Below are 19,529 nucleotides of genomic sequence, written 5' to 3'. Positions count from 1 at the left end.
CTCCGTAATCGGCGGGGGAGGTGGAGCCGGCAGCCGAGTGATTGATGGTCGAATGTCCCCGTGAAGGTCTCTGTCGTGCTGATCCTGGTGGGAGTCCTGCTGCTCCTGCTCGGTGGCTACTGCAGCTGGACCGCCGGCCGCCTCGACCGCCTCCACCACCGCGTCGCCACCGCCCGCGCCTCGCTGGAGACCGAACTAGCCCGCCGCTCGGCCCTAGTAGCCGAGCTAGCCGGCAGCGGCGCACTAGACCCCGCCTCCTCCCTACTCTTGCTGGATGCAGCCCACCGCGCCCGTACTGCGACCAGCGACACCCGCGAGCGAGCCGAGTCGGCCTTGACCCGAGCAATCGGAGCAACCGGCACAGACGTCGAGCCCTGGGCAACAGAGCTCGGTACTGCGGTACGCCGGGTCCAACTGGCCAGGCGATTCCACAACGACATCGTGGTCTCCACCCGCGTACTCCGGAGCCGCCGCATCGTCACCTGGTTCCGCCTAGCGGGCCATGCCCCCATGCCCGCCACCATCGAACTGGAAGACGGCAGCTGATGACTGTCACCGAGGAAACCTTCGCTGCCCAGGCAGAGCAGTACCGCCACGAGCTACGCGTCCACTGCTACCGCATGCTCGGCTCCTACGACGACGCCGAGGACATGGTCCAGGAGACCTTCCTCCGCGCCTGGCGCAAACGCACTGACTTCGAAGGCCGCTCGTCCTTCCGCGCTTGGCTGTACAAGATCGCCACCAACGCCTGCATCGACGACGTACGCCGCCCGCAACGCGTCCTCCCGCACCAACTGGAACCCGCCTCCTGGCCAACCGGCGAAGCCATCGCCCGCACCGACCTCCCTTGGCTGCAGCCCTACCCCGATGTCCTCCTGGACCGAGCCGAAGAGCCCGACGCAGCCGTCGTGCGCCGCGAGACGATCGAGCTGGCCTTCCTCATCGCGATCCAGCACCTCCCGGCGCGCCAGCGCGCAGTACTGATCCTGAGAGACGTACTCGGCTGGTCCGCCAAGGAAACCGCCGACCTCCTCGACTCCACCGTCGCCTCGGTCAACAGCGCCCTCCAGCGAGCCCGCCCGGTACTCCGTGAGCAGCTGCCACCCCGACGCGCCGAGTGGGCCCCCACCGGTGACCCGTCGGCCGAGGAGCAGGCGCTGCTCAAGAAGTACATGGACGCCTGGGAGCGAGCCGACTCAGCCGGCATCGCCCAGCTGATGCACGAGGACATCCGCATCACCATGCCGCCGTACCCGTTCTGGTTCGAAGGCCGCACGGACGCTCAGCGGATCATGGCCGCCAACCTCGACCCCGACGGCGACGCCAACCGCGGCGACTGGCGGTTCATCCCCATCAGCGTGAACCGCCAGCCGGCCCTGGCCACATACCTCCGGGTGCCCGGCGACGACCTCTATCGCCCGTTCGGCATCGATGTCTTCCGGATCGAGGACGGCCTGATCGCCGAGATGACCGCCTTCGAGCTCACCGACTTCGAACGCCTCGAGCTACCTACTCATTTCGCGTCGGCATAACACTCCACGATGGCCGTGGTGAAGGGAAAGCGGGTCGGCGTCTCCCCAAAAGTGATCCGGCCCGCCAGATCGCCCGCGGCCTGAACAGCCGCAGCCACCTCGTCGGCTTCATCAGCAGGGCAATGCACGATCACCTCGTCGTGCTGGAAGAACACCAACTCGGCTTTGAGATCAACGATGGATTGTCGCAACGCAGCCATCATCAACAAGGCCCAGTCCGCGGCCGACCCCTGGACGACGAAGTTCCGCGTGAACCGTCCACGAGCCCGAGCATGCCGTGCATCGGTCTGCCGCTCCTCCGACGGCCCCTCCAGCAGCGCGTCGTCGATCGGCGACCCCGACGGCGGACAGGTCCGCCCGAGCCAGGTCCGCACCAACCGGCCTTCCTCCCCGGCCCGAGCCGCATCGTCCACATACGCGACCGCCTTCGGGAACCGCTTCCGCAGCATCGCCAGATTCTTCAGCCCGTCACCGGACGTCTGCCCGTAGATCGAACCCAGCACGGCCAGCTTCGCCATCCCACGGTCACCCGAGAACGCCTTGTCCGAAACAGCTTTGTACAGATCTCCCGAGTCACCGGCGACCTCCATCAACCCAGGATCACGCGAGATCGCCGCCAGCACCCGAGGCTCCAGTTGCGACGCGTCGGCCACCACCAGCCGCCACCCCGGATCCGCCACCACGGCCTTCCGGATCACCTTCGGAATCTGCAGTCCACCGCCGCCGTTGGTCACCCACCGCCCGGACACCGTGCCACCCGGAATGAACCCAGGCCGGAACCGCCCGTCATGCACCCAGTCGCTCAGCCACGACCATCCGTTGGCCGTATAGATCCGATAGAGCGTCTTGTACTCGAGCAGTGGCGCCACCGCCGGATGCTCGATCCGCTCCAGCTCCCACTTGCGCGTCGACGTGACCTGGAACCCAGCCTGCTTGAAAGCCTTCAGCACATCCGCCGGCAACTCCGGCCGCACCCGCCGCCCGAACGCCTCCGAGATCTGATCCGCCAACTCGGTCAACCGCCGCGGTTCCCCGGACCCCGCGAACCGTTCCCCCAACAGCTCGGTCAGCAAAGCGCGATGCCGCGAAGCGCTCCACGGCAGCCCAGCGCGATCCATCTCGGCGGCCACGAGCATCCCCGACGACTCGGAGGCCGTCAGCAACCGCATCCGCTCCGGATACTCCGCCTGCTGATGCCGACGGAGTTGCTCCGCATAGACGCGCAGCAGCGCCTCGAACCCGATCGGCTCTTCTTGGATCTCGAACAGCGACGACTGCTCGCCAGGCGTCGTCGAGCGCAACGGCGGATCAGCAGGCACCGGCTTCCCACTCAACCGTGCCCAAGCCGCCGCCGCGGACCGCGGCTCACCCCACCGCCCCTCATGCCCGAGCAACAACAACTCGGCCGACTCAATGTCATAACACCGCTCGACCCGTACGCCGGCCGCCAGCAACCGCGGGTAGATCTCCGGCGATGACCGCCAGACCCAGCGAGTCACCTCCGGCCGAGACCCGACAGCGGCGGCCAGGTCCGGCTCACGGAGCACCGGACCGGCGGGCTGGCCGTCCGGGTGGAGGGCGACCAGCAGCGCCCCACCACCCTCAACCGGCGCGATCGCCCACCGCTCATCCATGCGCTGATCCTCACACCTGGCACCGACATTTCCCCATCCCACCACGACGACTACCTCACCCGCCTTCCACCGGCCCAACCCCAAGCCCGCCCCTCGACGCCCGCCATCTGGGTGGTTAACCCCCGAGGTTGTGGGTTGTCACCCCTGAGCCAGGGGTGACAACCCACCATTTGAGGGGGTAACCCCTCAAATGCCCACCCAGCCGGCGCTCGTCGGAGGCGGCTGGGGGTGGGAGGTGGAGGGTGGAGTGAGGCCAATCGTGTGACACTGGACTTATGTGGCGGGGGAGCGATCTGGATCCAGCGGACGGGACCAAGACCGAACAGGTCGAGGCCCTGGTGCTGCGCCGGATCGAGCGCGGCGACCTGTCGATCGGGTCCCGCCTCCCGTCGGAGCGAGTGCTCGCCGAGCGCCTCGGCCTGAGCCGAGTGACCGTAGTGCGCGCGCTCGATCAACTGCGCGCGGACGGCGTACTGGAGACAAAGCGAGGCTCCGGTACGCACGTAAGGCCGCTCGACCGCCTGCTGGACCCCATTGCCCCCGCCTCGACGGTGTCGGCGGGTGACCAGCCCTTGCTCGACCTCCGCTTCGCCACCACGGCCGCTCCACACGACGTGGCTGAGGTGGCCGCGCAGATCATCGCCGAGGGCCTCCCGCAGGCCATGGGCGGCGACGGCCCACCATCTGGCGGCTCACTGGACCTCCGTACTGCGCTAGCCGAGCGTCTCACCCTCGAAGGCGTCCCCACCGAACCAGGCCAGTTGACCCTGACCGTAGGCGCCGCAGCCGGCCTCAACGCGGCCCTAGCCGGCCTGGACCTGGGACCCGGCGTTGCAATCACCGAGTCGCCCACCTACCCAGCAGCCTTCGACCTACTGAGAAGACACCGACTGGACGTAGTGGGCTGGCCCGCAGGCGTCTGGGACACCGACCAGCTCGCCCATCTCTGTAGGCGCCACAAGCCCAAGATGATCTACCTCCAGGCGGACAACCACAACCCGACCGGCCTCAGCCTCCCAGCGGACCGGCGTACGGCCGTAGTGGAGATCGCCCGGCGCTACGACGCCGCACTGATCAGCGACGAGACCATGCGGCCGCTCTGGCTCGCCAGTGGAGAGCAGGCCGAGCCGCTGAGCCGATACCCGCGCACTGTCAGTGTCGGCTCACTCAGCAAGACCGTCTGGGGCGGACTGCGGGTCGGCTGGGTCCGTACCGGCCGGCAGCTCAGGCGGCGGATCAACACGTCGGCACAGCTCAGCGTGACGTCCCCTAGTGCGCTGGACGACCTATTGGCCCAGGCGATCCTCGGCAGGCTCGACCGGGTGATCTCCCGGCGCAAGACACGCCTGAGGTCCAACCTGGCGGCCTTGGAGACCGGGCTCAAGACACTCGACGGCGTGGCCTGGCCGACGCCGACCGGTGGCATGACGCTGTGGCTCGAGCTCACCGAAGTACGGGCCAGAAAGGTGCTGGAGGCTGCACGCGAGCAGGGGTTGCTACTGGGCGCGGGGGATCTGTTCACGCCGGACGGCACCGACCGACGGCACATCCGGATCCCGTTCACCGCACCGCCGGCCACTCTGCGGCTCGTCGTCGCCCGGCTGGGAGAGGCACTGAAGCAGTCCAGTTGATTCAGAGTGGACTGAAGGTCAGCAGGCCACTCGTCCTAGGCTGGACTCGTGCCAGACCGCGACCAGGAGGATGCAGTGACCGAGACCCAGAACACCCCGCAGACCGGTACCGCCAAGGTCAAGCGCGGGATGGCCGAGATGCTCAAGGGCGGCGTGATCATGGACGTCGTCACCGCCGAGCAGGCCAAGATCGCCGAGGACGCCGGAGCCGTCGCGGTGATGGCGCTCGAGCGGGTCCCGGCCGACATCCGCGCCCAGGGCGGCGTCTCCCGGATGAGCGACCCGGACATGATCGAATCCATCATCAACACCGTGTCGATCCCGGTGATGGCCAAGGCCCGGATCGGTCACTTCGTCGAGGCGCAGATCCTGCAGAGCCTCGGGGTCGACTACATCGACGAGTCCGAGGTGCTCACCCCGGCCGACTACGCCAACCACATCGACAAGTGGAACTTCACCGTTCCGTTCGTCTGCGGCGCGACCAACCTGGGCGAGGCGCTGCGCCGGATCACCGAGGGCGCGGCGATGATCCGCTCCAAGGGCGAGGCCGGCACCGGTGACGTGTCCAACGCGACCACCCACATGCGCCAGATCCGCCAGGAGCTGCGCAAGCTGCAGAACCTGCCCGAGGACGAGCTGTACGTCGCGGCGAAGGAGCTGCAGGCGCCGTACGAGCTGGTCAAGGAGGTCGCACTGGCCGGCAAGCTCCCGGTCGTGCTGTTCACCGCCGGTGGCATCGCCACCCCGGCCGACGCGGCCATGATGATGCAGCTCGGCGCCGAAGGCGTGTTCGTCGGCTCCGGCATCTTCAAGTCCGGCAACCCGGCCCAGCGCGCCGAGGCGATCGTCAAGGCCACCACCTTCTACGACGACCCGGACGTCCTCGCCAAGGTCTCCCGCGGCCTGGGCGAGGCCATGGTCGGCATCAACGTCGACGAGATCCCCCAGCCCCACCGCCTCGCCGAGCGCGGCTGGTAAGCAACACCGGTGGCAGAGCAAGCAGTAGGTGAGCGGACCGCGCGCGAGTTGCGCGGTCTTGCTCGCGTCCTGGTCCGTTCCGGGTACGCCGATCGCGCTGCTGTCACGGCTGCCTTGACCGAGGCCGTGCAGGAGGATGCGCCGGCGGCAGACCCGGCAGTGCTCGTGCCCGAGCTGGTCGACGAGGCAGTGGCTGCGGTGGCGGCCGATGCGGCCGACTGGCCGGAGACGACCGACCCGGACCGGCTGGACGCAGTACTGGCCGAGCTGGGGTCGCTGGGCGTCGTAGTGGTCCGCTACACGTCGGATCACCACGCTGCGCGTGCCGTGCTGGAGTCGGCCGCGGATCCGAAGGGTCTGGTCTTCTTCACCGACACGGACGTCTGGCACGCGGTGGACTTCGGCATGCTCGAGCTGAAGGTCTGGCACCCCGACACGGCCAACGTCGCGCCGGGGGAGTCGCTGCTGGACGACGTACTGGCTCTGCTGCACGAGCGGGACCTACCGGCGGTCTTCGACGAGGGCCGCATCGAAGTGACCATCGACTGGCAACGAAGGGTTCAGCTGTGACGGTTATCGGCGTGTTCGCGCTGCAGGGCAACGTGCGTGAGCACCTGGCCATGCTGGCCCAGGTAGGCGTCGAGGCACGCCCGGTACGCCGGCCGTCCGAGCTTGCCGAGGTCGACGGGCTGGTGCTGCCCGGTGGCGAGTCGACCACGATGGACAAGCTGGCCCGGACCTTCGAGCTGTTCGAGCCGCTGCAGAAGCGGATCGCGGACGGCATGCCGACCTTCGGGACGTGTGCCGGCATGATCATGCTGGCCAACGAGATCACCGGCGGGATCGACGGCCAGGAGACGCTCGGCGGCCTGGACGTGACGGTCCGCCGGAACGCGTTCGGGCGGCAGGTCGACTCGTTCGAGGCCGATCTCGACTTCGCGGCCTTCGACACGCCGTACCACGCGGTGTTCATCCGGGCACCCTGGGTGGAACGCGTCGGGCGCGACGTCGAAGTACTGTCGACGGTGAGGTCGGGCGCGGGCGCAGGTAGGATCGTCGCGGTTCGCCACGATCGGCTGCTGGCCACGTCGTTCCACCCCGAGATGACGGGTGACGCTCGGCTGCACGGCTACTTCGCCGATCTGGTGCGCGACCTCTAGGTCAGTTGCAGGCGGTAGAAGGGTTGGGTTCGCGATGTCAGGCCACTCCAAATGGGCCACCACCAAGCACAAGAAAGCGGTCATCGACTCGAGGCGCGCCAAGCTCTTCGCGAAGCTGATCAAGAACATCGAGGTGGCCGCCCGGACGGGCGGTGGCGACCTCGCGGGCAACCCGACCCTGTACGACGCGGTCCAGAAGGCGAAGAAGTCCTCTGTCCCGAACGACAACATCGACCGCGCCGTCAAGCGCGGCTCCGGCGCCGAGGCGGGTGGCGCGGACTGGCAGTCGATCACGTACGAGGGCTACGGGCCGAACGGCGTCGCGATGCTGATCGAGTGCCTGACCGACAACCGCAACCGCGCGGCGGCCGATGTCCGGACCGCGATGACCCGCAACGGCGGTTCGCTGGCCGACCCGGGCAGCGTCGCGTACCTGTTCAACCGCAAGGGCGTCATCGTGGTGAACAAGGAGCAGGACGGCAAGACCTACTCCGAGGACGACGTGATGGAGGCCGTGCTCGAGGCGGGCGCCGACGAGGTCAACGACCTGGGTGAGTCCTTCGAGGTGATCTCCGAGTCCAGCGACCTGGTCAAGGTCCGGACCGCGCTGCAGGAGGCCGGCATCGACTACGAGTCGGCCGACGCGTCCTTCGTCCCGTCGATGACGGTGGAGCTGGACGCCGAGGGCGCCGGCAAGATCTTCCGTCTGATCGACGCCCTCGAGGACAGCGACGACGTGCAGAACGTCTACGCCAACTTCGACGTCTCCGACGAGGTCATGGCCGAGGTCGGCTGACATTTCGCCTTACCCGTGGGTAACATGTGCGGCATGGCCAACGACGTGCTGCGCATGTGGGAGAAGTTCCGTGGGGTTCCGGGCGGTTCGCGGCTGTTCTCGCTGGCTTTCACGCTGAAGGCGCCGTACTTCCGCTCGGTCCGCCCGCGCTTCGTCCAGGTGAGCCCGAACTACGCCTCCCTGGTACTACCGAAGCGCCGGGCAGTGCAGAACCACATCGGCACCGTGCACGCGATCGCCGTCTGCAACGGCCTGGAGGCGGCGATGGGCGCCCTGGCCGAGGCGACCATCCCTTCCGGCAAGCGCTGGCTGCCGAAGGGGATGGAGGTCGAGTACCTCGCCAAGTCCACCTCGGACCTCACCTGCTCCGCCGAGACCGACCCGGACGCGTGGACGGCCGGCCCCGACGTCCCTGTCCAGGTCAAGGCGACCCGCACCGACGGGACGGTCGTGGTGCAGGGCACGATCAACCTCTGGGTGACGGACAAGAAATAACCCCAGGTACTCCGGGCCGCCCGCGTCGTAGGGTCTGAGCGTGGCTGACGACTTGCGGTTGGTGGATGTCCAGACCGAGCACTTGGACGACGTACTGCGCGTGCGCTCCCGCTCCTTCGGGTTGCTGGAGGCCGGGCGTCGCGAGGAGTGGAAAGCGGATGCGCAGGCCTGGATCGCCGGCCGCCGGATAGTCGGTGTGATGGATGGTGACGAGGTGGTCGCCTCCGCCCGGTACTGGCCGTTCGAGCAGTGGTGGAGCGGGCGCAAGGTGCCGATGGCCGGGGTCGCCGGGGTTGTCGTCGCACCGGAGTACCGGGGGCGTGGGGTCGGCAGCATGGTGATGCGGGGGATCCTCGCCCGGGCTGTTGAGCACGGGTACCCGTTGTCGGCGCTCTACCCGGCTACCACTGTGATCTACCGGCACCTGGGGTACGAGTTCGGTGGTGGGCGGTACCGGTACACGTTCCCGGCGGCAGACCTGCGTTCGCTGGGCGGCAAGGAGGTCAGTGTCCGCCGAGCCGGTCCTGCCGACGCAGGCCGCTTCCTGGAGTTGGCTGGGCAGCTGCACAGCAGTGGGCGGAGCAACGGACCGATTGTCTGGCCTGAGGCGAAGGTGGCCGAGTGGCTGGGGGAGGACAACAGCTTCTGCTACCTGGCAGAGGACGGGTTCGTCGTCTATGGCTGGCAGAGCGGCAAGCTGCGCGTGGAGGAGCTGATTGCGGGTTCTGAAGCCACTGCGCGCGCCCTGTGGGCGGTGGTCGGCTCGGGGTCCTCCATCTCGACCGATGTGGACGCTTACCTGTCGCCGGACGACCCTGCACATCTCCTGGTCCCCACAGAAGCGGACAAGAACGCGCTGATCGAGCGCTGGATGCTGCGGGTGCTGGACGCGCCGGCCGCCATCTCCGCCCGCGGCTTCGCGCCAGGAGCCTCCCTGGAGGTCGACCTGGACCTCGACGACTCCGAGCTGGGCGCCAACACCGGCCGCTGGCACCTGTCCGTCTCCGACGGCTCCGGCTCCCTGACACCTAGTACCTCCAGTGGTGACGCCCTACGCCTCGGCTCCCGCGGCCTGACCGCCCTGTACGCCGGTACGCCACTGCCTGCCGTGCGCAAGGCCGGGCTGGCGTGGGGTGGCGCGGCCGCCGACGACGGGGCGATCGACACCGCCTTCTCGGGCGCTACGTCGTACATGCTCGACTACTTCTGATCTCCTTCAGCGAGTCGATTTCGTCGCCTCCAGCCGGACGTCTAGGGTTGTCGAACAAACGTTCGGAGGTGATCCAGTGCGCGTGCTCGGTGTCGACCCGGGACTGACCCGGTGTGGTCTCGGTGTCGTCGAAGGCAGCCCTGGGCGGCCGCCGAAGATGATCGCCGTCGGAGTGATCCGGACACCGGCCGATCTGGACGTCGCCAAGCGGCTCGTCCGGATCGAGGCCGAGCTGGAGGAGTGGATCGTCGAGCACCGGCCGGACGCGGTCGCGGTCGAGCGGGTGTTCGCCCAGCAGAACGTGCGGACGGTGATGGGCACGGCGCAGGCGTCCGGGGTGGCGATGGTGGTCGCTGCCCGGCGGGGGTTGCCGGTGGCACTGCATACGCCGAGCGAGGTGAAGGCGGCGGTCACCGGGTCGGGCCGGGCCGGCAAGGAGCAGGTGACCACGATGGTGACCCGCATCCTCAAGCTGGCCGAGCGACCCACCCCGGCCGACGCGGCGGACGCGCTGGCACTGGCGATCTGCCATGTCTGGCGAGGTGGAGTGACCAGCCGCCTGGAGGAGGCAGCAGGCAGCCGAGCCAACCTCGAAGCCCTGGCCCAAGCCCAATCCCGCCTGCAGGTAGCAAGACTGCGCGCCGCAGTGGCCGCACAAGAAGGCCGACGATGACTCTCGGAGGGAAGCGATGATCGCGTTCGTGCGTGGCCCGGTGGCCGCGATCGGGCTGGACAGTTGTGTGATCGAGGTCGGGGGAGTCGGGCTGCAGCTCTACTGCCACCCCGGCACCCTGGCGACGCTGCGCCCCGGCCAGGAGTTCAAGCTCGCCACCTCGATGGTGGTGCGCGAGGACTCCCTGACCCTGTACGGCTTCTCGGACTCCGACGAGAAGGAACTGTTCGAGCTGCTGCAGACCGCCTCGGGCGTCGGCCCGAAGCTGGCCCAGGCGGCCCTCGCGGTGCTGAGCCCGGACCAACTCCGGCAAGCCGTCGCCGCCGAAGACCTCGCGATGCTGGTGAAGATCCCCGGCGTCGGCAAGAAGGTCGCCCAACGCCTGGTCCTGGAGCTGAAGGACAAGATCGGCGCCCCCTCCCGCACGGTCGCCGGCCGTCCGCTGGCGACCACCGAGGTCTGGCGCGAGCAGGTCCACGCCGGTCTGGTCGGCCTCGGCTGGTCGGCCCGCGACGCCGACGACGCGGTCATCGCCGTCTCACCGCTGGCCCAGGGTGAAACAGAACCTTCCGTTCCCGATCTCCTCCGCGCCGCACTCCGCGCCCTCTCGAAGGCGTAGCCGATGAAGTCAGCACAGCCGTCCGGCCAGATCGTGGGGGCGTAGCGGATGGACGACAACGTTCGCCCACTGGTGTCCGCGGATGCGATGGACATCGAGGAACGCAAGATCGAGTCCGCGCTGCGGCCGCGCACGCTGGCCGAGTTCGGCGGGCAGCGCCGGGTCAGCGAGCAGCTCGAGCTGGTCCTGCACGCTGCCCGCGGCCGCAACCGCGCGCCCGATCACGTACTGCTGTCCGGCCCACCCGGCCTGGGCAAGACCACGCTGGCGATGATCATCGCCGCTGAGCTCTCCGCCCCACTGCGGATCACCAGCGGCCCGGCGATCCAGCACGCCGGCGACCTGGCCGCGATCCTGTCCGGGCTGAACGAGGGCGAGGTCCTGTTCCTCGACGAGATCCACCGGATGTCCCGCCCGGCCGAAGAGCTGCTCTACATGGCGATGGAGGACTTCCGGGTCGACGTGATCGTCGGCAAGGGCCCCGGCGCCACCGCGATCCCGCTGGAGATCCCGCCGTTCACGCTGGTCGGCGCGACCACCCGGGCCGGACTGCTGCCGGGACCGCTGCGGGACCGGTTCGGGTTCACCGGCCATCTGGAGTTCTATGAGTCGGCCGAGCTGGAGAAGATCATCAACCGCTCGGCGACGCTGCTGGACGTCGACATCACCAAGGAGGCGGCCGCCGAGATCGCCTCCCGCTCCCGCGGTACACCCCGGATCGCGAACCGGCTGCTCCGCCGGGTCCGCGACTACGCAGAGGTACGAGCCGACGGCATCATCACGATCGCGCTGTCGAAGGCCGCGCTGGAGCTGTACGAGGTGGACCGGATGGGCCTCGACCGGCTCGACCGCTCGGTCCTCGACGCGCTCTGCCGCCGGTTCGGCGGGGGACCGGTCGGCCTGTCCACGCTCGCGGTCGCCGTCGGTGAGGAGCGCGAAACCGTGGAAGAGGTGGCCGAGCCCTTCCTGGTCCGCTCCGGCTACCTGGCCCGTACTCCGCGCGGCCGCGTCGCCACCCCGGCCGCCTGGCGCCACCTCGGCCTGGCGGTGCCGAAGGGCGCGAGCTTCGCCGACACGCTTTTCGACGCCGAGGACGAGTAGCCGGGCACCATCCGGCAGCCGGCGACGTTGTACCGGTAACGAGTAACTCAAACGTGACCCGCAGTCATGAGGTACTTGTTGCCGCCCACGCGTTAGACTCCCCGGTGGCCCGTACCCGGGCCATCCCGCAATGACCCGGCGCGCTCGAGCAGAGCGTGCGGGGCACCCGTACTCTCGACGAAGGATTCTGAGTCCCGATGGTATTGATCGCCGCACCGATGGCCTCCTCCGGCGGTGGGGGCATCACGCTCCTGCTCCCGCTGATCCTGATCGTCGGGATGATCTGGTTCATGAGCCGTACCCAGCGCAAGCAGAAGGCCAGGCAGGCCGAGACGGTCGCCGCGCTGCAACCGGGTACCAAGGTGATCACCACCAGCGGCCAGGTCGGCATCGTCGAAGAGGTCGACGACGAGTACGTGACGCTGGAGATCTCCGACGGCGTGCTGGTCCAGTTCGTGAAGGCAGCGATCGGCCGGGTCATCCCGGAGGAGACCGAGGATGTGGCGGCGGACGAGCCGGCGGATGAGGCCGACGGCGAGACCGCGACGGAGCCGGCTGACGTCAAGGAGTCCGTGGAGGTGCCGGACGCCGGCGCCGACAAGGTCCAGGACAAGCCCAAGCTGCCCCCTACGCACACCGAGAACTGATCCACCCCGTCCTATCGGCGTGCGGCGCACGGGCATCACGGTGATGCCCGGGCGCGCCCAGTAGCGCAAGGAAGAATTTGACGTGGCAACGACGACGACATCCCGCCCCGGCAGGAACCTGATCGTCCTGGCAGTCATCCTGGTCCTGTTGTTCGGGATCATGGCGATCGCCAAGACCTGGGGACCCAAGCTCGGCCTGGATCTGCGCGGTGGCACCACCGTCACGCTGACGGCCAGCAATGTCGGCGGTGGCGGCGACCCGACGGCCGAACAGCTGTCCGAGGCGAAGAACATCATCTCCCAGCGGGTGAACGGCGCCGGTGTCGGTGAGGCCGAGGTCGCCACCTCCGGCAAGAACCACATCACCGTCTCCGTGCCGGGCGCCAACCAGGACGCGCTGGTCAAGCAGATCGGCCAGACCGCGCTGCTGAACTTCCGGATCGTCTACGACCAGCAGGCCGGCCAGCCGCTGCCGCCCGCGCCGCCGTCGGCCACGCCGACCGGCAAGCCGTCGGCCACGCCGAAGCCGAGCACGACGCCGAAGCCGGCCAGCACGATCAAGCCGTCGAGCACCGCCACGCCGAACGGCCGGGCCTGGAGCAGCGTGCTGGGCCACGCCGCCACCCCGACGCCGACGCCCAAGCCGTCGACCCCGAGCGCGAAGCCGAGCACACCGGCCACCCCGACGCCGTCGACGATCCCGGGCGCCGAGGTCACCGGCGATCCGCTGGCGTGGAAGCCGGACGCGGCCACCACCGCCGCTTTCGCGACGTTCACCTGCGACAAGGACAAGCCGAAGCCGAAGGACGAGGAGAAGAAGCCGCTGTTCTCCTGCAGCCAGGACTTCTCGACCAAGTACCTGCTCGGTCCGGCGATCCTGAAGGGCACCGACCTGTCCGACGCCTCCGCGGCGATCCCGCAGAACGGTGTCAACTGGCAGGTCAACCTGAAGTTCACCGGTGAGGGCGGCGACAAGTTCCTCAAGGCCACTACCGCGATCTCCAAGCTCCCCCCGCCGTCGAACCTGTTCGCGATCGTGCTCGACGGCGTGACGATCTCCACCCCGACCGTGAGCCAGCCGATCCCCGGTGGCCAGGCGCAGATCACCGGTTCGTTCACCGAGACCGAGGCCCGCGACCTGGGCAACGTGCTCAAGTACGGCGCGCTGCCGGTGCAGTTCGACACCTCGTCGGTCGAGACGATCTCGGCCCAGCTCGGTGGCGACCAGCTCTCCGCCGGTATCACCGCCGGCCTGATCGGCCTCGCGCTGGTCGTGCTCTTCTCGTTCCTGTACTACCGCGGCCTGGGCATCGTCGTCGTGATGTCGCTGATGGTCGCCGCGGCGCTGACCTACGCGGCCGTGGTGCTGCTGGGCAAGTCGATGGGCTTCGCCCTGACGCTGTCCGGAATCGCCGGTCTGATCGTGGCGATCGGTATCACCGCGGACTCGTTCGTCATCTACTTCGAACGACTGCGCGACGAGGTCCGTGAGGGCCGCAGCCTGCGCTCGTCGGTGGAGACCGGCTGGGCCCGCGCCAAGCACACCATCATCGCGGCCGACTCGATCTCGCTGCTCGCGGCCGTGGTGCTGTACGTCCTCGCGGTCGGCAGCGTGAAGGGCTTCGCGTTCACGCTCGGCCTGACCACCCTGATCGACCTGTTCGTCGTGTTCGTCTTCACCAAGCCGATCGTGACGCTGCTGGCCCGGACCGACTTCTTCGGCCACGGCCACAAGCTGTCCGGTCTCGACCCCGAGCATCTCGGCGTCGAACGGCTGCCCGGTCAGATGAAACCATCGGCCCGCCCGGCCGCGAAGAAGTCCACGCCCAAGCCCGTCGGAGGCGAGGTCTGATGTCGAAGCTCGGAAGCATCGGTGCCCGGTTGCACCGCGGCGAGGTCTCCTACGACTTCATCGGCAAGCGCAAGATCTGGTTCGCGGTCTCGATCGCGCTGGTCGTCATCTCGCTCGGCTCGCTGCTGGCCAAGGGGCTGGCGCTGGGCATCGAGTTCAAGGGCGGCGTCGAGTACCAGGCGAAGGTCAAGGTCACCCACAACACCGTCGACGACGTCACGTCGGCGGTGAAGTCGACCAACGCCAAGGATCTCGGCGACCCGGTGGTCACCACGATCGGCGCCAACCAGGTGCGGGTGCAGACCAAGCCGCTGAGCCAGGACGACATCGTCAAGGTCCGCGAGGCGATCGGCAAGGAGGTCGGGGTTCCGACCGACCAGGTCAGCAACCAGCAGATCGGCGCCTCCTGGGGCTCGCAGATCGCGAACAAGGCGATCCTCGCGCTGATCGTCTTCCTGATCCTCGTGTTCGGCGTGATCTGGGCGTACTTCCGGGAGCCGAAGGCGTCGATGGCGGCGATCATCGCGCTGATCCACGACGTGTTCATCACCGTCGGCGTCTACGCGCTGATCGGCTTCGACGTCACGCCGGCCACCGTGATCGGCGTACTGACGATCCTCGGTTACTCGCTGTACGACACCGTCGTGGTGTTCGACAAGGTGCGGGAGAACACCCGGGGCATCACCGGGTCGAACCGCTACACCTACAGCGACGCGACCAACCTGGCCGTCAACCAGACCATCGTCCGCTCGATCAACACCACGCTGATCGCGCTGATGCCGGTCGGGTCGATCCTGGTCGTCGGTACCGTCGTCCTGGGCACCGGTCCGCTGAAGGACCTGTCGCTGGCGCTCTTCGTCGGTATCGCCGTCGGTGCGTACTCGTCGATCTTCATCGCTCCGGCCCTGCTGGCCATGTTCAAGGAACGTGAGCCGGGCATGCAGGCCCTGAGCCGCCGGGTGCTCGCCAAGCGGGCCCAAGCAGGCGTGACAGCCGGTACTCCGGTCGCCGCCGGCGCGGTGGCGGGTGCTGCCAGCGCGGCGGACACCACCCGGGTGCAGGACCGGCCCAAGGCGGCCAGCGCGACTGCCGGCGTACCGACTGCCTCGAGCCGCCCGGTGCGGCCGACGAGCGGTGCAGGACGCCCGCAGCCGGCCCGCAAGCCTCGCTCCAAGCGTGGCAAGTGACAGGCTGCTGATGCGTTCGCTGGATCAGGTACTGCAGGACGGCATTCGCGATATCCAGGACTACCCGCAGGCGGGGGTGGTGTTCAAGGACATCACCCCGCTGCTGGCGGACCACAGTGGATTCACCCAGGTGGTGGAGGCACTGGCCGCCTCCGGTCGCGATGCCGACGGCAACGTCGTCGTCGACAAGGTGGTCGGGATCGAAGCGCGTGGCTTCATCCTGGCCGCCCCGGTCGCACTGGCCCTCGGCACGGGCTTCGTCCCGGTCCGCAAGAAGGGCAAGCTGCCGTCAGCGACCTTCGAGGAGTCCTACGCGCTGGAGTACGGCGAGGCGACCATCGAGGTCCACCAGGACGCTTTCGCGCCCGGTGATCGGGTGCTGGTGATCGACGACGTGCTCGCCACCGGCGGCACGGTCGAGGCCTGCCTGCGCCTGGTATGCCGCTGCGGTGCCGAAGTGGTCGCCACCTCGGTACTGATCGACCTGTCGTTCCTGCCGTGGCGCGAGCGCCTGGCAGGGGAGCGCGTGGACACGCTCGTCACTGTCTGAAGTCAATCGGCTACATCAAATCGGCGTGTTGTCCACAGGCCGTGTCGGCCCCGTTGGTTCCTTCCCTCTAGACTGGTGCTCTGTCGGCGGAGGGAAACAACGTGGGTGAAGACCCGGCGATGACTTCAGCGGTACCTGACGTGGTGCCGCTCGATCCTCCGCGCGCTCCCGCGAGCCGCCCGGTGGCCGCCGCATCGCCGTCTCCAGCCCCCGCGGCGCCCCCCTCGGCGCAGCCGCCCCGGATCGCGCCGGCCCGGGTTCGCGCCCGGCTGGCCCGCCTCGGCGGCACCCGGCACCCGAACCGGGCGCCGATGCTCGAGCCGCTGTTCCGGGTCGTCCGGGCGACTCACCCCAAGGCCGACCTGGCGATGATCGAGCGGGCGTACCGCACGGCCGAGAAGCACCACACCGGCCAGCTCCGCAAGAGCGGTGACGCGTACATCACGCACCCGCTCGCGGTGGCCACCATCCTGGCCGAGCTGGGCATGACCGCGCCGACGCTGTGCGCCGCCCTGCTGCACGACACGGTCGAGGACACCGACTACACGATCGCCGAGCTGACCAAGGACTTCAGCGAAGAGATCGCGATGCTGGTCGACGGCGTCACCAAGCTGGACAAGGTCAAGTACGGCGAGTCCGCGCAGGCCGAGACGATCCGCAAGATGGTCGTCGCGATGGCCAAGGACATCCGGGTGCTGGTGATCAAGCTCGCCGACCGGCTGCACAACATGCGCACCCTGGGCTTCCTGCGGCAGGAGAAGCAGGAGCGGATCGCCCGCGAGACCCTGGAGATCTACGCCCCGCTGGCGCACCGGCTCGGTATGAACACGATCAAGTGGGAGCTCGAGGACCTGTCCTTCTCGACCCTGCACCCGAAGGTGTACGACGAGATCGTCCGGCTGGTGGCCGAGCGAGCTCCGTCGCGCGACGAGTACCTGGCCTCCGTGATCGACCAGGTGCACGAGGACCTGCGCGCGGCCAAGGTGAAGGCGACCGTCACCGGCCGGCCGAAGCACTACTACTCGATCTACCAGAAGATGATCGTCCGCGGCCGCGAGTTCGGCGACATCTACGACCTGGTCGGCATCCGCGTGCTGGTCGAGTCGGTCCGCGACTGTTATGCGGCGCTCGGCGTCCTGCACGCCCGGTGGAATCCGGTGCCCGGGCGGTTCAAGGACTACATCGCGATGCCGAAGTTCAACATGTACCAGTCGCTGCACACGACGGTGATCGGCCCGCAGGGCAAGCCGGTCGAGCTGCAGATCCGGTCGTTCTCGATGCACCGGCGAGCTGAGTACGGTATCGCCGCGCACTGGAAGTACAAGGAAGATCCGAACGCGCCTGCTCCCGAGGTGGGCGCGCCGCCGACCACCGAGATCGGCGCCCCGAACGAGATGCCCTGGGTGCGGCAGCTCGTCGACTGGCAGCGGGAGACCTCCGACCCGTCGGAGTTCCTCGACTCGCTGCGGTTCGAGATCAACAACTCCGAGGTCTACGTCTTCACCCCGCGCGGCGACGTGATGTCGCTGCCGACCGGGTCGTCACCGGTCGACTTCGCCTACGCGATCCATACCGAGGTCGGGCACCGATGTATCGGCGCCCGCGTCAACGGGCGGCTCGTGCCGCTGGAGAGCACGCTGGAGAACGGCGACGTCGTCGAGGTCTTCACCTCGAAGGCTCAGGGCGCCGGACCGTCGCGCGACTGGCTGATGTTCGTCAAGAGCCCGCGCGCCCGCAACAAGATCAAGCACTGGTTCTCCAAGGAGCGCCGCGACGAGGCGATCGAGCACGGCAAGGACGCGATCGCCAAGCAGCTGCGCAAGGAGGGCCTGCCGCTGCAGCGCCTGCTGTCGCACGAGACGCTGACGGCAGTCGCCAACTCACTGCGCTACCCCGACGTGACCGGCCTGTACGCCGCGGTCGGGGAGAGTCACGTGAGCGCGCAGGCCGTAGTACGGCGCCTGATCGAGACCTACGGCGGCGAAGAGGGTGCGGCCGAGGATCTCGCCGAGGGCCTGCGGTTGCCGGCTACTCGCGAGCGGCGCAAACGGACCGCACGCGGCGATGCCGGCGTCATCGTCAAGGGCGCCACGGACGTGCTGTCGAAGCTTGCTCGCTGCTGTACTCCGGTGCCGGGCGACGAGATCATCGGTTGGGTCACCCGCGGTGCCGGCGTCTCGGTGCACCGGGCCGACTGCGCCAACGTGGAGAACCTGCAGACCCAGCCCGAGCGCATCGTCGAGGTCGAGTGGGCCCCGACGGCTCAGTCCGTCTTCCTGGTCGCGATCCAGGTCGAGGCTCTGGACCGGGCCCGTCTGCTGTCCGACATCACGCGGGTCCTCTCGGACTACCACGTGAACATCCTGTCGGCGGCGCTGACGACGACGCGCGACCGGATCGCCAAGTCCCGGTTCACCTTCGAGATGGGCGATCCGACCCACCTGGGGCACGTGTTGAAGGCGGTCCGTTCGGTCGAGGGTGTTTTTGACGTCTACCGGGTCACCCAGTAGCTGGTCTTTCCTCAGCAGGCCGCAGCTCACCCGCCGCGGCCTGCTGATCCTCGGCGCAGGCACGCTGGCCGGCTGCAGCGCCGACAAGCCGTCCAGCAGCTCCACTCCGGCGCCTACACCACCTGCGCCGACGCCTCCTGGGTCCTCAACGACGTCCTCGAGTCCTTCACCTCCTGCGTCCTCGATTTCTGCGCCTCCCTCGGCATCGACGCCCAGCTCGCCCCCTGCCTCCCTTCCCTCCGTCAAACCCTGGACCCCGGGCCGCGGCGAGCTCGTCCCCGAAGCCAAACTCACCGCCGTCCAAGCCGTCCAGAAGCTCCTGGCCCGCCCGAACACGGTCGTCGAGATCATCGACGCCCAGTACGGCGGCCTGCTGGCCGACACCGCCAGCGTCCTCGTCCCCTGCCGCACGTACTCAGTTGCCAACGGCAAGCTAACGACCGCCGGCACCACGGTCGACGTACGACTGACCAGATCGGGCCGCACCTGGCGGGTGACCTCCCAACACCCAGCCCAACCCGGCCCACCGGCACGCACTCTCACTGCAGCCGCCCGCCACGTCCTGGCGAACGACCGCATCATCCTCCCGCCCGCCTCAGCTGCCGACATCCGCTCCGGCAACATCCACGACACCGTCCTCACCGCGATGCTCACCCTCGCGAAGACCTACCGAATCGGCATCAGCGTCCTCCGCTCCGGCCACCCCCTCAACGTCTTCGGCACCACCCGGCCCAGCGACCACCCCCGAGGCCGAGCCTTCGACACGTGGCAGATCAACGGCCAGGCTGTCGTGAATCCCTCCACCCCACGCGCCCTCATCACCAACTACATGCGGGCAGCCGAGGCCCTCGGCTCCTACAACGTAGGCGGCCCTTACCGACTCTCCGGCCCCGCCTACTTCTCCGACCGAACCCACCACGACCACGTCCACGCCGGCTTCTCCGGCTGAGCCGA

The 19,529-nt window shown here is 68.5% G+C and carries 19 protein-coding genes; 18 read left to right on the top strand and 1 reads right to left on the bottom strand.

What is annotated here, in order from left to right:
- Positions 1 to 60: 60 nt before the first annotated feature.
- Both ABD768_RS32540 and ABD768_RS32535 read left to right on the top strand, forming a co-directional pair.
- Positions 61 to 546 carry a hypothetical protein gene (locus ABD768_RS32540; RefSeq protein ID WP_343966061.1) on the top strand — a complete coding sequence of 162 codons (486 nt, stop codon included), beginning with the start codon at positions 61 to 63 and terminating at the stop codon, positions 544 to 546.
- Positions 546 to 1,532, top strand: coding sequence for a sigma-70 family RNA polymerase sigma factor (locus ABD768_RS32535; RefSeq protein ID WP_344847003.1), 987 nt, complete (start codon positions 546 to 548; stop codon positions 1,530 to 1,532). The genes ABD768_RS32540 and ABD768_RS32535 overlap by 1 nt, the downstream gene beginning before the upstream one ends.
- On the opposite strand, the gene ABD768_RS32530 is transcribed toward ABD768_RS32535, so the two are convergent.
- On the bottom strand, positions 1,514 to 3,166 hold the full coding sequence (locus tag ABD768_RS32530; protein WP_344847001.1) for a bifunctional 3'-5' exonuclease/DNA polymerase: 1,653 nt from the start codon (positions 3,164 to 3,166) through the stop codon (positions 1,514 to 1,516). The genes ABD768_RS32535 and ABD768_RS32530 overlap by 19 nt on opposite strands.
- Before the next feature lie 275 nt (positions 3,167 to 3,441).
- Between ABD768_RS32530 and ABD768_RS32525 the strand changes: the two genes are divergently transcribed.
- The 16 genes from ABD768_RS32525 (at position 3,442) to ABD768_RS32450 (ending at position 19,524) form a co-directional block, all read left to right on the top strand.
- Positions 3,442 to 4,797, top strand: coding sequence for an aminotransferase-like domain-containing protein (locus ABD768_RS32525; protein WP_344846999.1), 1,356 nt, complete (start codon positions 3,442 to 3,444; stop codon positions 4,795 to 4,797).
- A 75-nt stretch (positions 4,798 to 4,872) separates the two neighbouring features.
- Positions 4,873 to 5,775 carry a pyridoxal 5'-phosphate synthase lyase subunit PdxS gene (gene pdxS / locus ABD768_RS32520; RefSeq protein WP_343966053.1) on the top strand — a complete coding sequence of 301 codons (903 nt, stop codon included), beginning with the start codon at positions 4,873 to 4,875 and terminating at the stop codon, positions 5,773 to 5,775.
- Between the two features lie 9 nt (positions 5,776 to 5,784).
- Complete coding sequence (locus ABD768_RS32515) at positions 5,785 to 6,345, top strand: DUF6891 domain-containing protein (protein ID WP_343966051.1); 561 nt, start codon at positions 5,785 to 5,787, stop codon at positions 6,343 to 6,345.
- Positions 6,342 to 6,935 (top strand): pyridoxal 5'-phosphate synthase glutaminase subunit PdxT, encoded by a 594-nt coding sequence (gene pdxT, locus ABD768_RS32510; RefSeq protein WP_344846997.1) that lies wholly within the window; start codon positions 6,342 to 6,344, stop codon positions 6,933 to 6,935. The genes ABD768_RS32515 and pdxT overlap by 4 nt, the downstream gene beginning before the upstream one ends.
- A 34-nt stretch (positions 6,936 to 6,969) precedes the next feature.
- Positions 6,970 to 7,731, top strand: a complete 762-nt coding sequence (locus tag ABD768_RS32505; protein ID WP_343966047.1) for a YebC/PmpR family DNA-binding transcriptional regulator — start codon at positions 6,970 to 6,972, stop codon at positions 7,729 to 7,731.
- 33 nt (positions 7,732 to 7,764) lie between these two features.
- Positions 7,765 to 8,226, top strand: a complete 462-nt coding sequence (locus ABD768_RS32500) for a hotdog fold domain-containing protein (protein ID WP_343966045.1) — start codon at positions 7,765 to 7,767, stop codon at positions 8,224 to 8,226.
- A 40-nt stretch (positions 8,227 to 8,266) separates the two neighbouring features.
- Complete coding sequence (locus tag ABD768_RS32495) at positions 8,267 to 9,436, top strand: GNAT family N-acetyltransferase (RefSeq protein ID WP_344846994.1); 1,170 nt, start codon at positions 8,267 to 8,269, stop codon at positions 9,434 to 9,436.
- A gap of 76 nt (positions 9,437 to 9,512) precedes the next feature.
- Positions 9,513 to 10,109 carry a crossover junction endodeoxyribonuclease RuvC gene (gene ruvC / locus ABD768_RS32490; protein WP_343966041.1) on the top strand — a complete coding sequence of 199 codons (597 nt, stop codon included), beginning with the start codon at positions 9,513 to 9,515 and terminating at the stop codon, positions 10,107 to 10,109.
- A gap of 16 nt (positions 10,110 to 10,125) precedes the next feature.
- The gene (gene ruvA, locus ABD768_RS32485; protein WP_344846992.1) at positions 10,126 to 10,728 is read left to right on the top strand and encodes a Holliday junction branch migration protein RuvA; all 603 of its coding nucleotides are present in this window, start codon (positions 10,126 to 10,128) and stop codon (positions 10,726 to 10,728) included.
- Between the two features lie 48 nt (positions 10,729 to 10,776).
- Positions 10,777 to 11,829: a Holliday junction branch migration DNA helicase RuvB gene (ruvB, locus tag ABD768_RS32480; protein WP_343966038.1), complete on the top strand. Its 1,053-nt coding sequence runs from the start codon at positions 10,777 to 10,779 to the stop codon at positions 11,827 to 11,829.
- Positions 11,830 to 12,026: 197 nt separating this feature from the next.
- The gene (gene yajC / locus ABD768_RS32475; protein ID WP_344846990.1) at positions 12,027 to 12,476 is read left to right on the top strand and encodes a preprotein translocase subunit YajC; all 450 of its coding nucleotides are present in this window, start codon (positions 12,027 to 12,029) and stop codon (positions 12,474 to 12,476) included.
- A gap of 82 nt (positions 12,477 to 12,558) precedes the next feature.
- Positions 12,559 to 14,328 carry a protein translocase subunit SecD gene (gene secD / locus ABD768_RS32470; protein ID WP_344846988.1) on the top strand — a complete coding sequence of 590 codons (1,770 nt, stop codon included), beginning with the start codon at positions 12,559 to 12,561 and terminating at the stop codon, positions 14,326 to 14,328.
- Positions 14,328 to 15,515, top strand: coding sequence for a protein translocase subunit SecF (gene secF / locus ABD768_RS32465; protein WP_343966031.1), 1,188 nt, complete (start codon positions 14,328 to 14,330; stop codon positions 15,513 to 15,515). Before secD ends, secF begins: the two co-directional genes overlap by 1 nt.
- A gap of 10 nt (positions 15,516 to 15,525) precedes the next feature.
- Positions 15,526 to 16,065 carry an adenine phosphoribosyltransferase gene (locus ABD768_RS32460; RefSeq protein WP_344847375.1) on the top strand — a complete coding sequence of 180 codons (540 nt, stop codon included), beginning with the start codon at positions 15,526 to 15,528 and terminating at the stop codon, positions 16,063 to 16,065.
- A 119-nt stretch (positions 16,066 to 16,184) separates the two neighbouring features.
- Positions 16,185 to 18,575: a RelA/SpoT family protein gene (locus tag ABD768_RS32455; protein ID WP_425552055.1), complete on the top strand. Its 2,391-nt coding sequence runs from the start codon at positions 16,185 to 16,187 to the stop codon at positions 18,573 to 18,575.
- Positions 18,550 to 19,524: a hypothetical protein gene (locus ABD768_RS32450; RefSeq protein WP_344846986.1), complete on the top strand. Its 975-nt coding sequence runs from the start codon at positions 18,550 to 18,552 to the stop codon at positions 19,522 to 19,524. Before ABD768_RS32455 ends, ABD768_RS32450 begins: the two co-directional genes overlap by 26 nt.
- The last annotated feature ends 5 nt before the right edge of the window (positions 19,525 to 19,529 follow it).

This window comes from Kribbella ginsengisoli (genome assembly GCF_039537185.1).
Classification (GTDB): domain Bacteria; phylum Actinomycetota; class Actinomycetes; order Propionibacteriales; family Kribbellaceae; genus Kribbella; species Kribbella koreensis.
The sequence above is the reverse complement of the archived record's forward strand: the minus strand, read 5'-3'. Positions and strand labels throughout refer to the sequence as shown.

Bases quoted from the DNA above. Each gene is read 5' to 3' on its own strand.
- yajC (WP_344846990.1), top strand. From the start codon at position 12,027: ATGGTATTGATCGCCGCACCGATGGCCTCCTCCGGCGGTGGGGGCATC.
- secF (WP_343966031.1), top strand. From the start codon at position 14,328: ATGTCGAAGCTCGGAAGCATCGGTGCCCGGTTGCACCGCGGCGAGGTC.
- ruvA (WP_344846992.1), top strand. From the start codon at position 10,126: ATGATCGCGTTCGTGCGTGGCCCGGTGGCCGCGATCGGGCTGGACAGT.
- ruvB (WP_343966038.1), top strand. From the start codon at position 10,777: ATGGACGACAACGTTCGCCCACTGGTGTCCGCGGATGCGATGGACATC.
- ABD768_RS32530 (WP_344847001.1), bottom strand. From the start codon at position 3,166: ATGGATGAGCGGTGGGCGATCGCGCCGGTTGAGGGTGGTGGGGCGCTG.
- ABD768_RS32535 (WP_344847003.1), top strand. From the start codon at position 546: ATGACTGTCACCGAGGAAACCTTCGCTGCCCAGGCAGAGCAGTACCGC.
- ABD768_RS32525 (WP_344846999.1), top strand. From the start codon at position 3,442: ATGTGGCGGGGGAGCGATCTGGATCCAGCGGACGGGACCAAGACCGAA.
- ABD768_RS32455 (WP_425552055.1), top strand. From the start codon at position 16,185: ATGACTTCAGCGGTACCTGACGTGGTGCCGCTCGATCCTCCGCGCGCT.
- ABD768_RS32460 (WP_344847375.1), top strand. From the start codon at position 15,526: ATGCGTTCGCTGGATCAGGTACTGCAGGACGGCATTCGCGATATCCAG.
- ABD768_RS32500 (WP_343966045.1), top strand. From the start codon at position 7,765: ATGGCCAACGACGTGCTGCGCATGTGGGAGAAGTTCCGTGGGGTTCCG.
- ABD768_RS32505 (WP_343966047.1), top strand. From the start codon at position 6,970: ATGTCAGGCCACTCCAAATGGGCCACCACCAAGCACAAGAAAGCGGTC.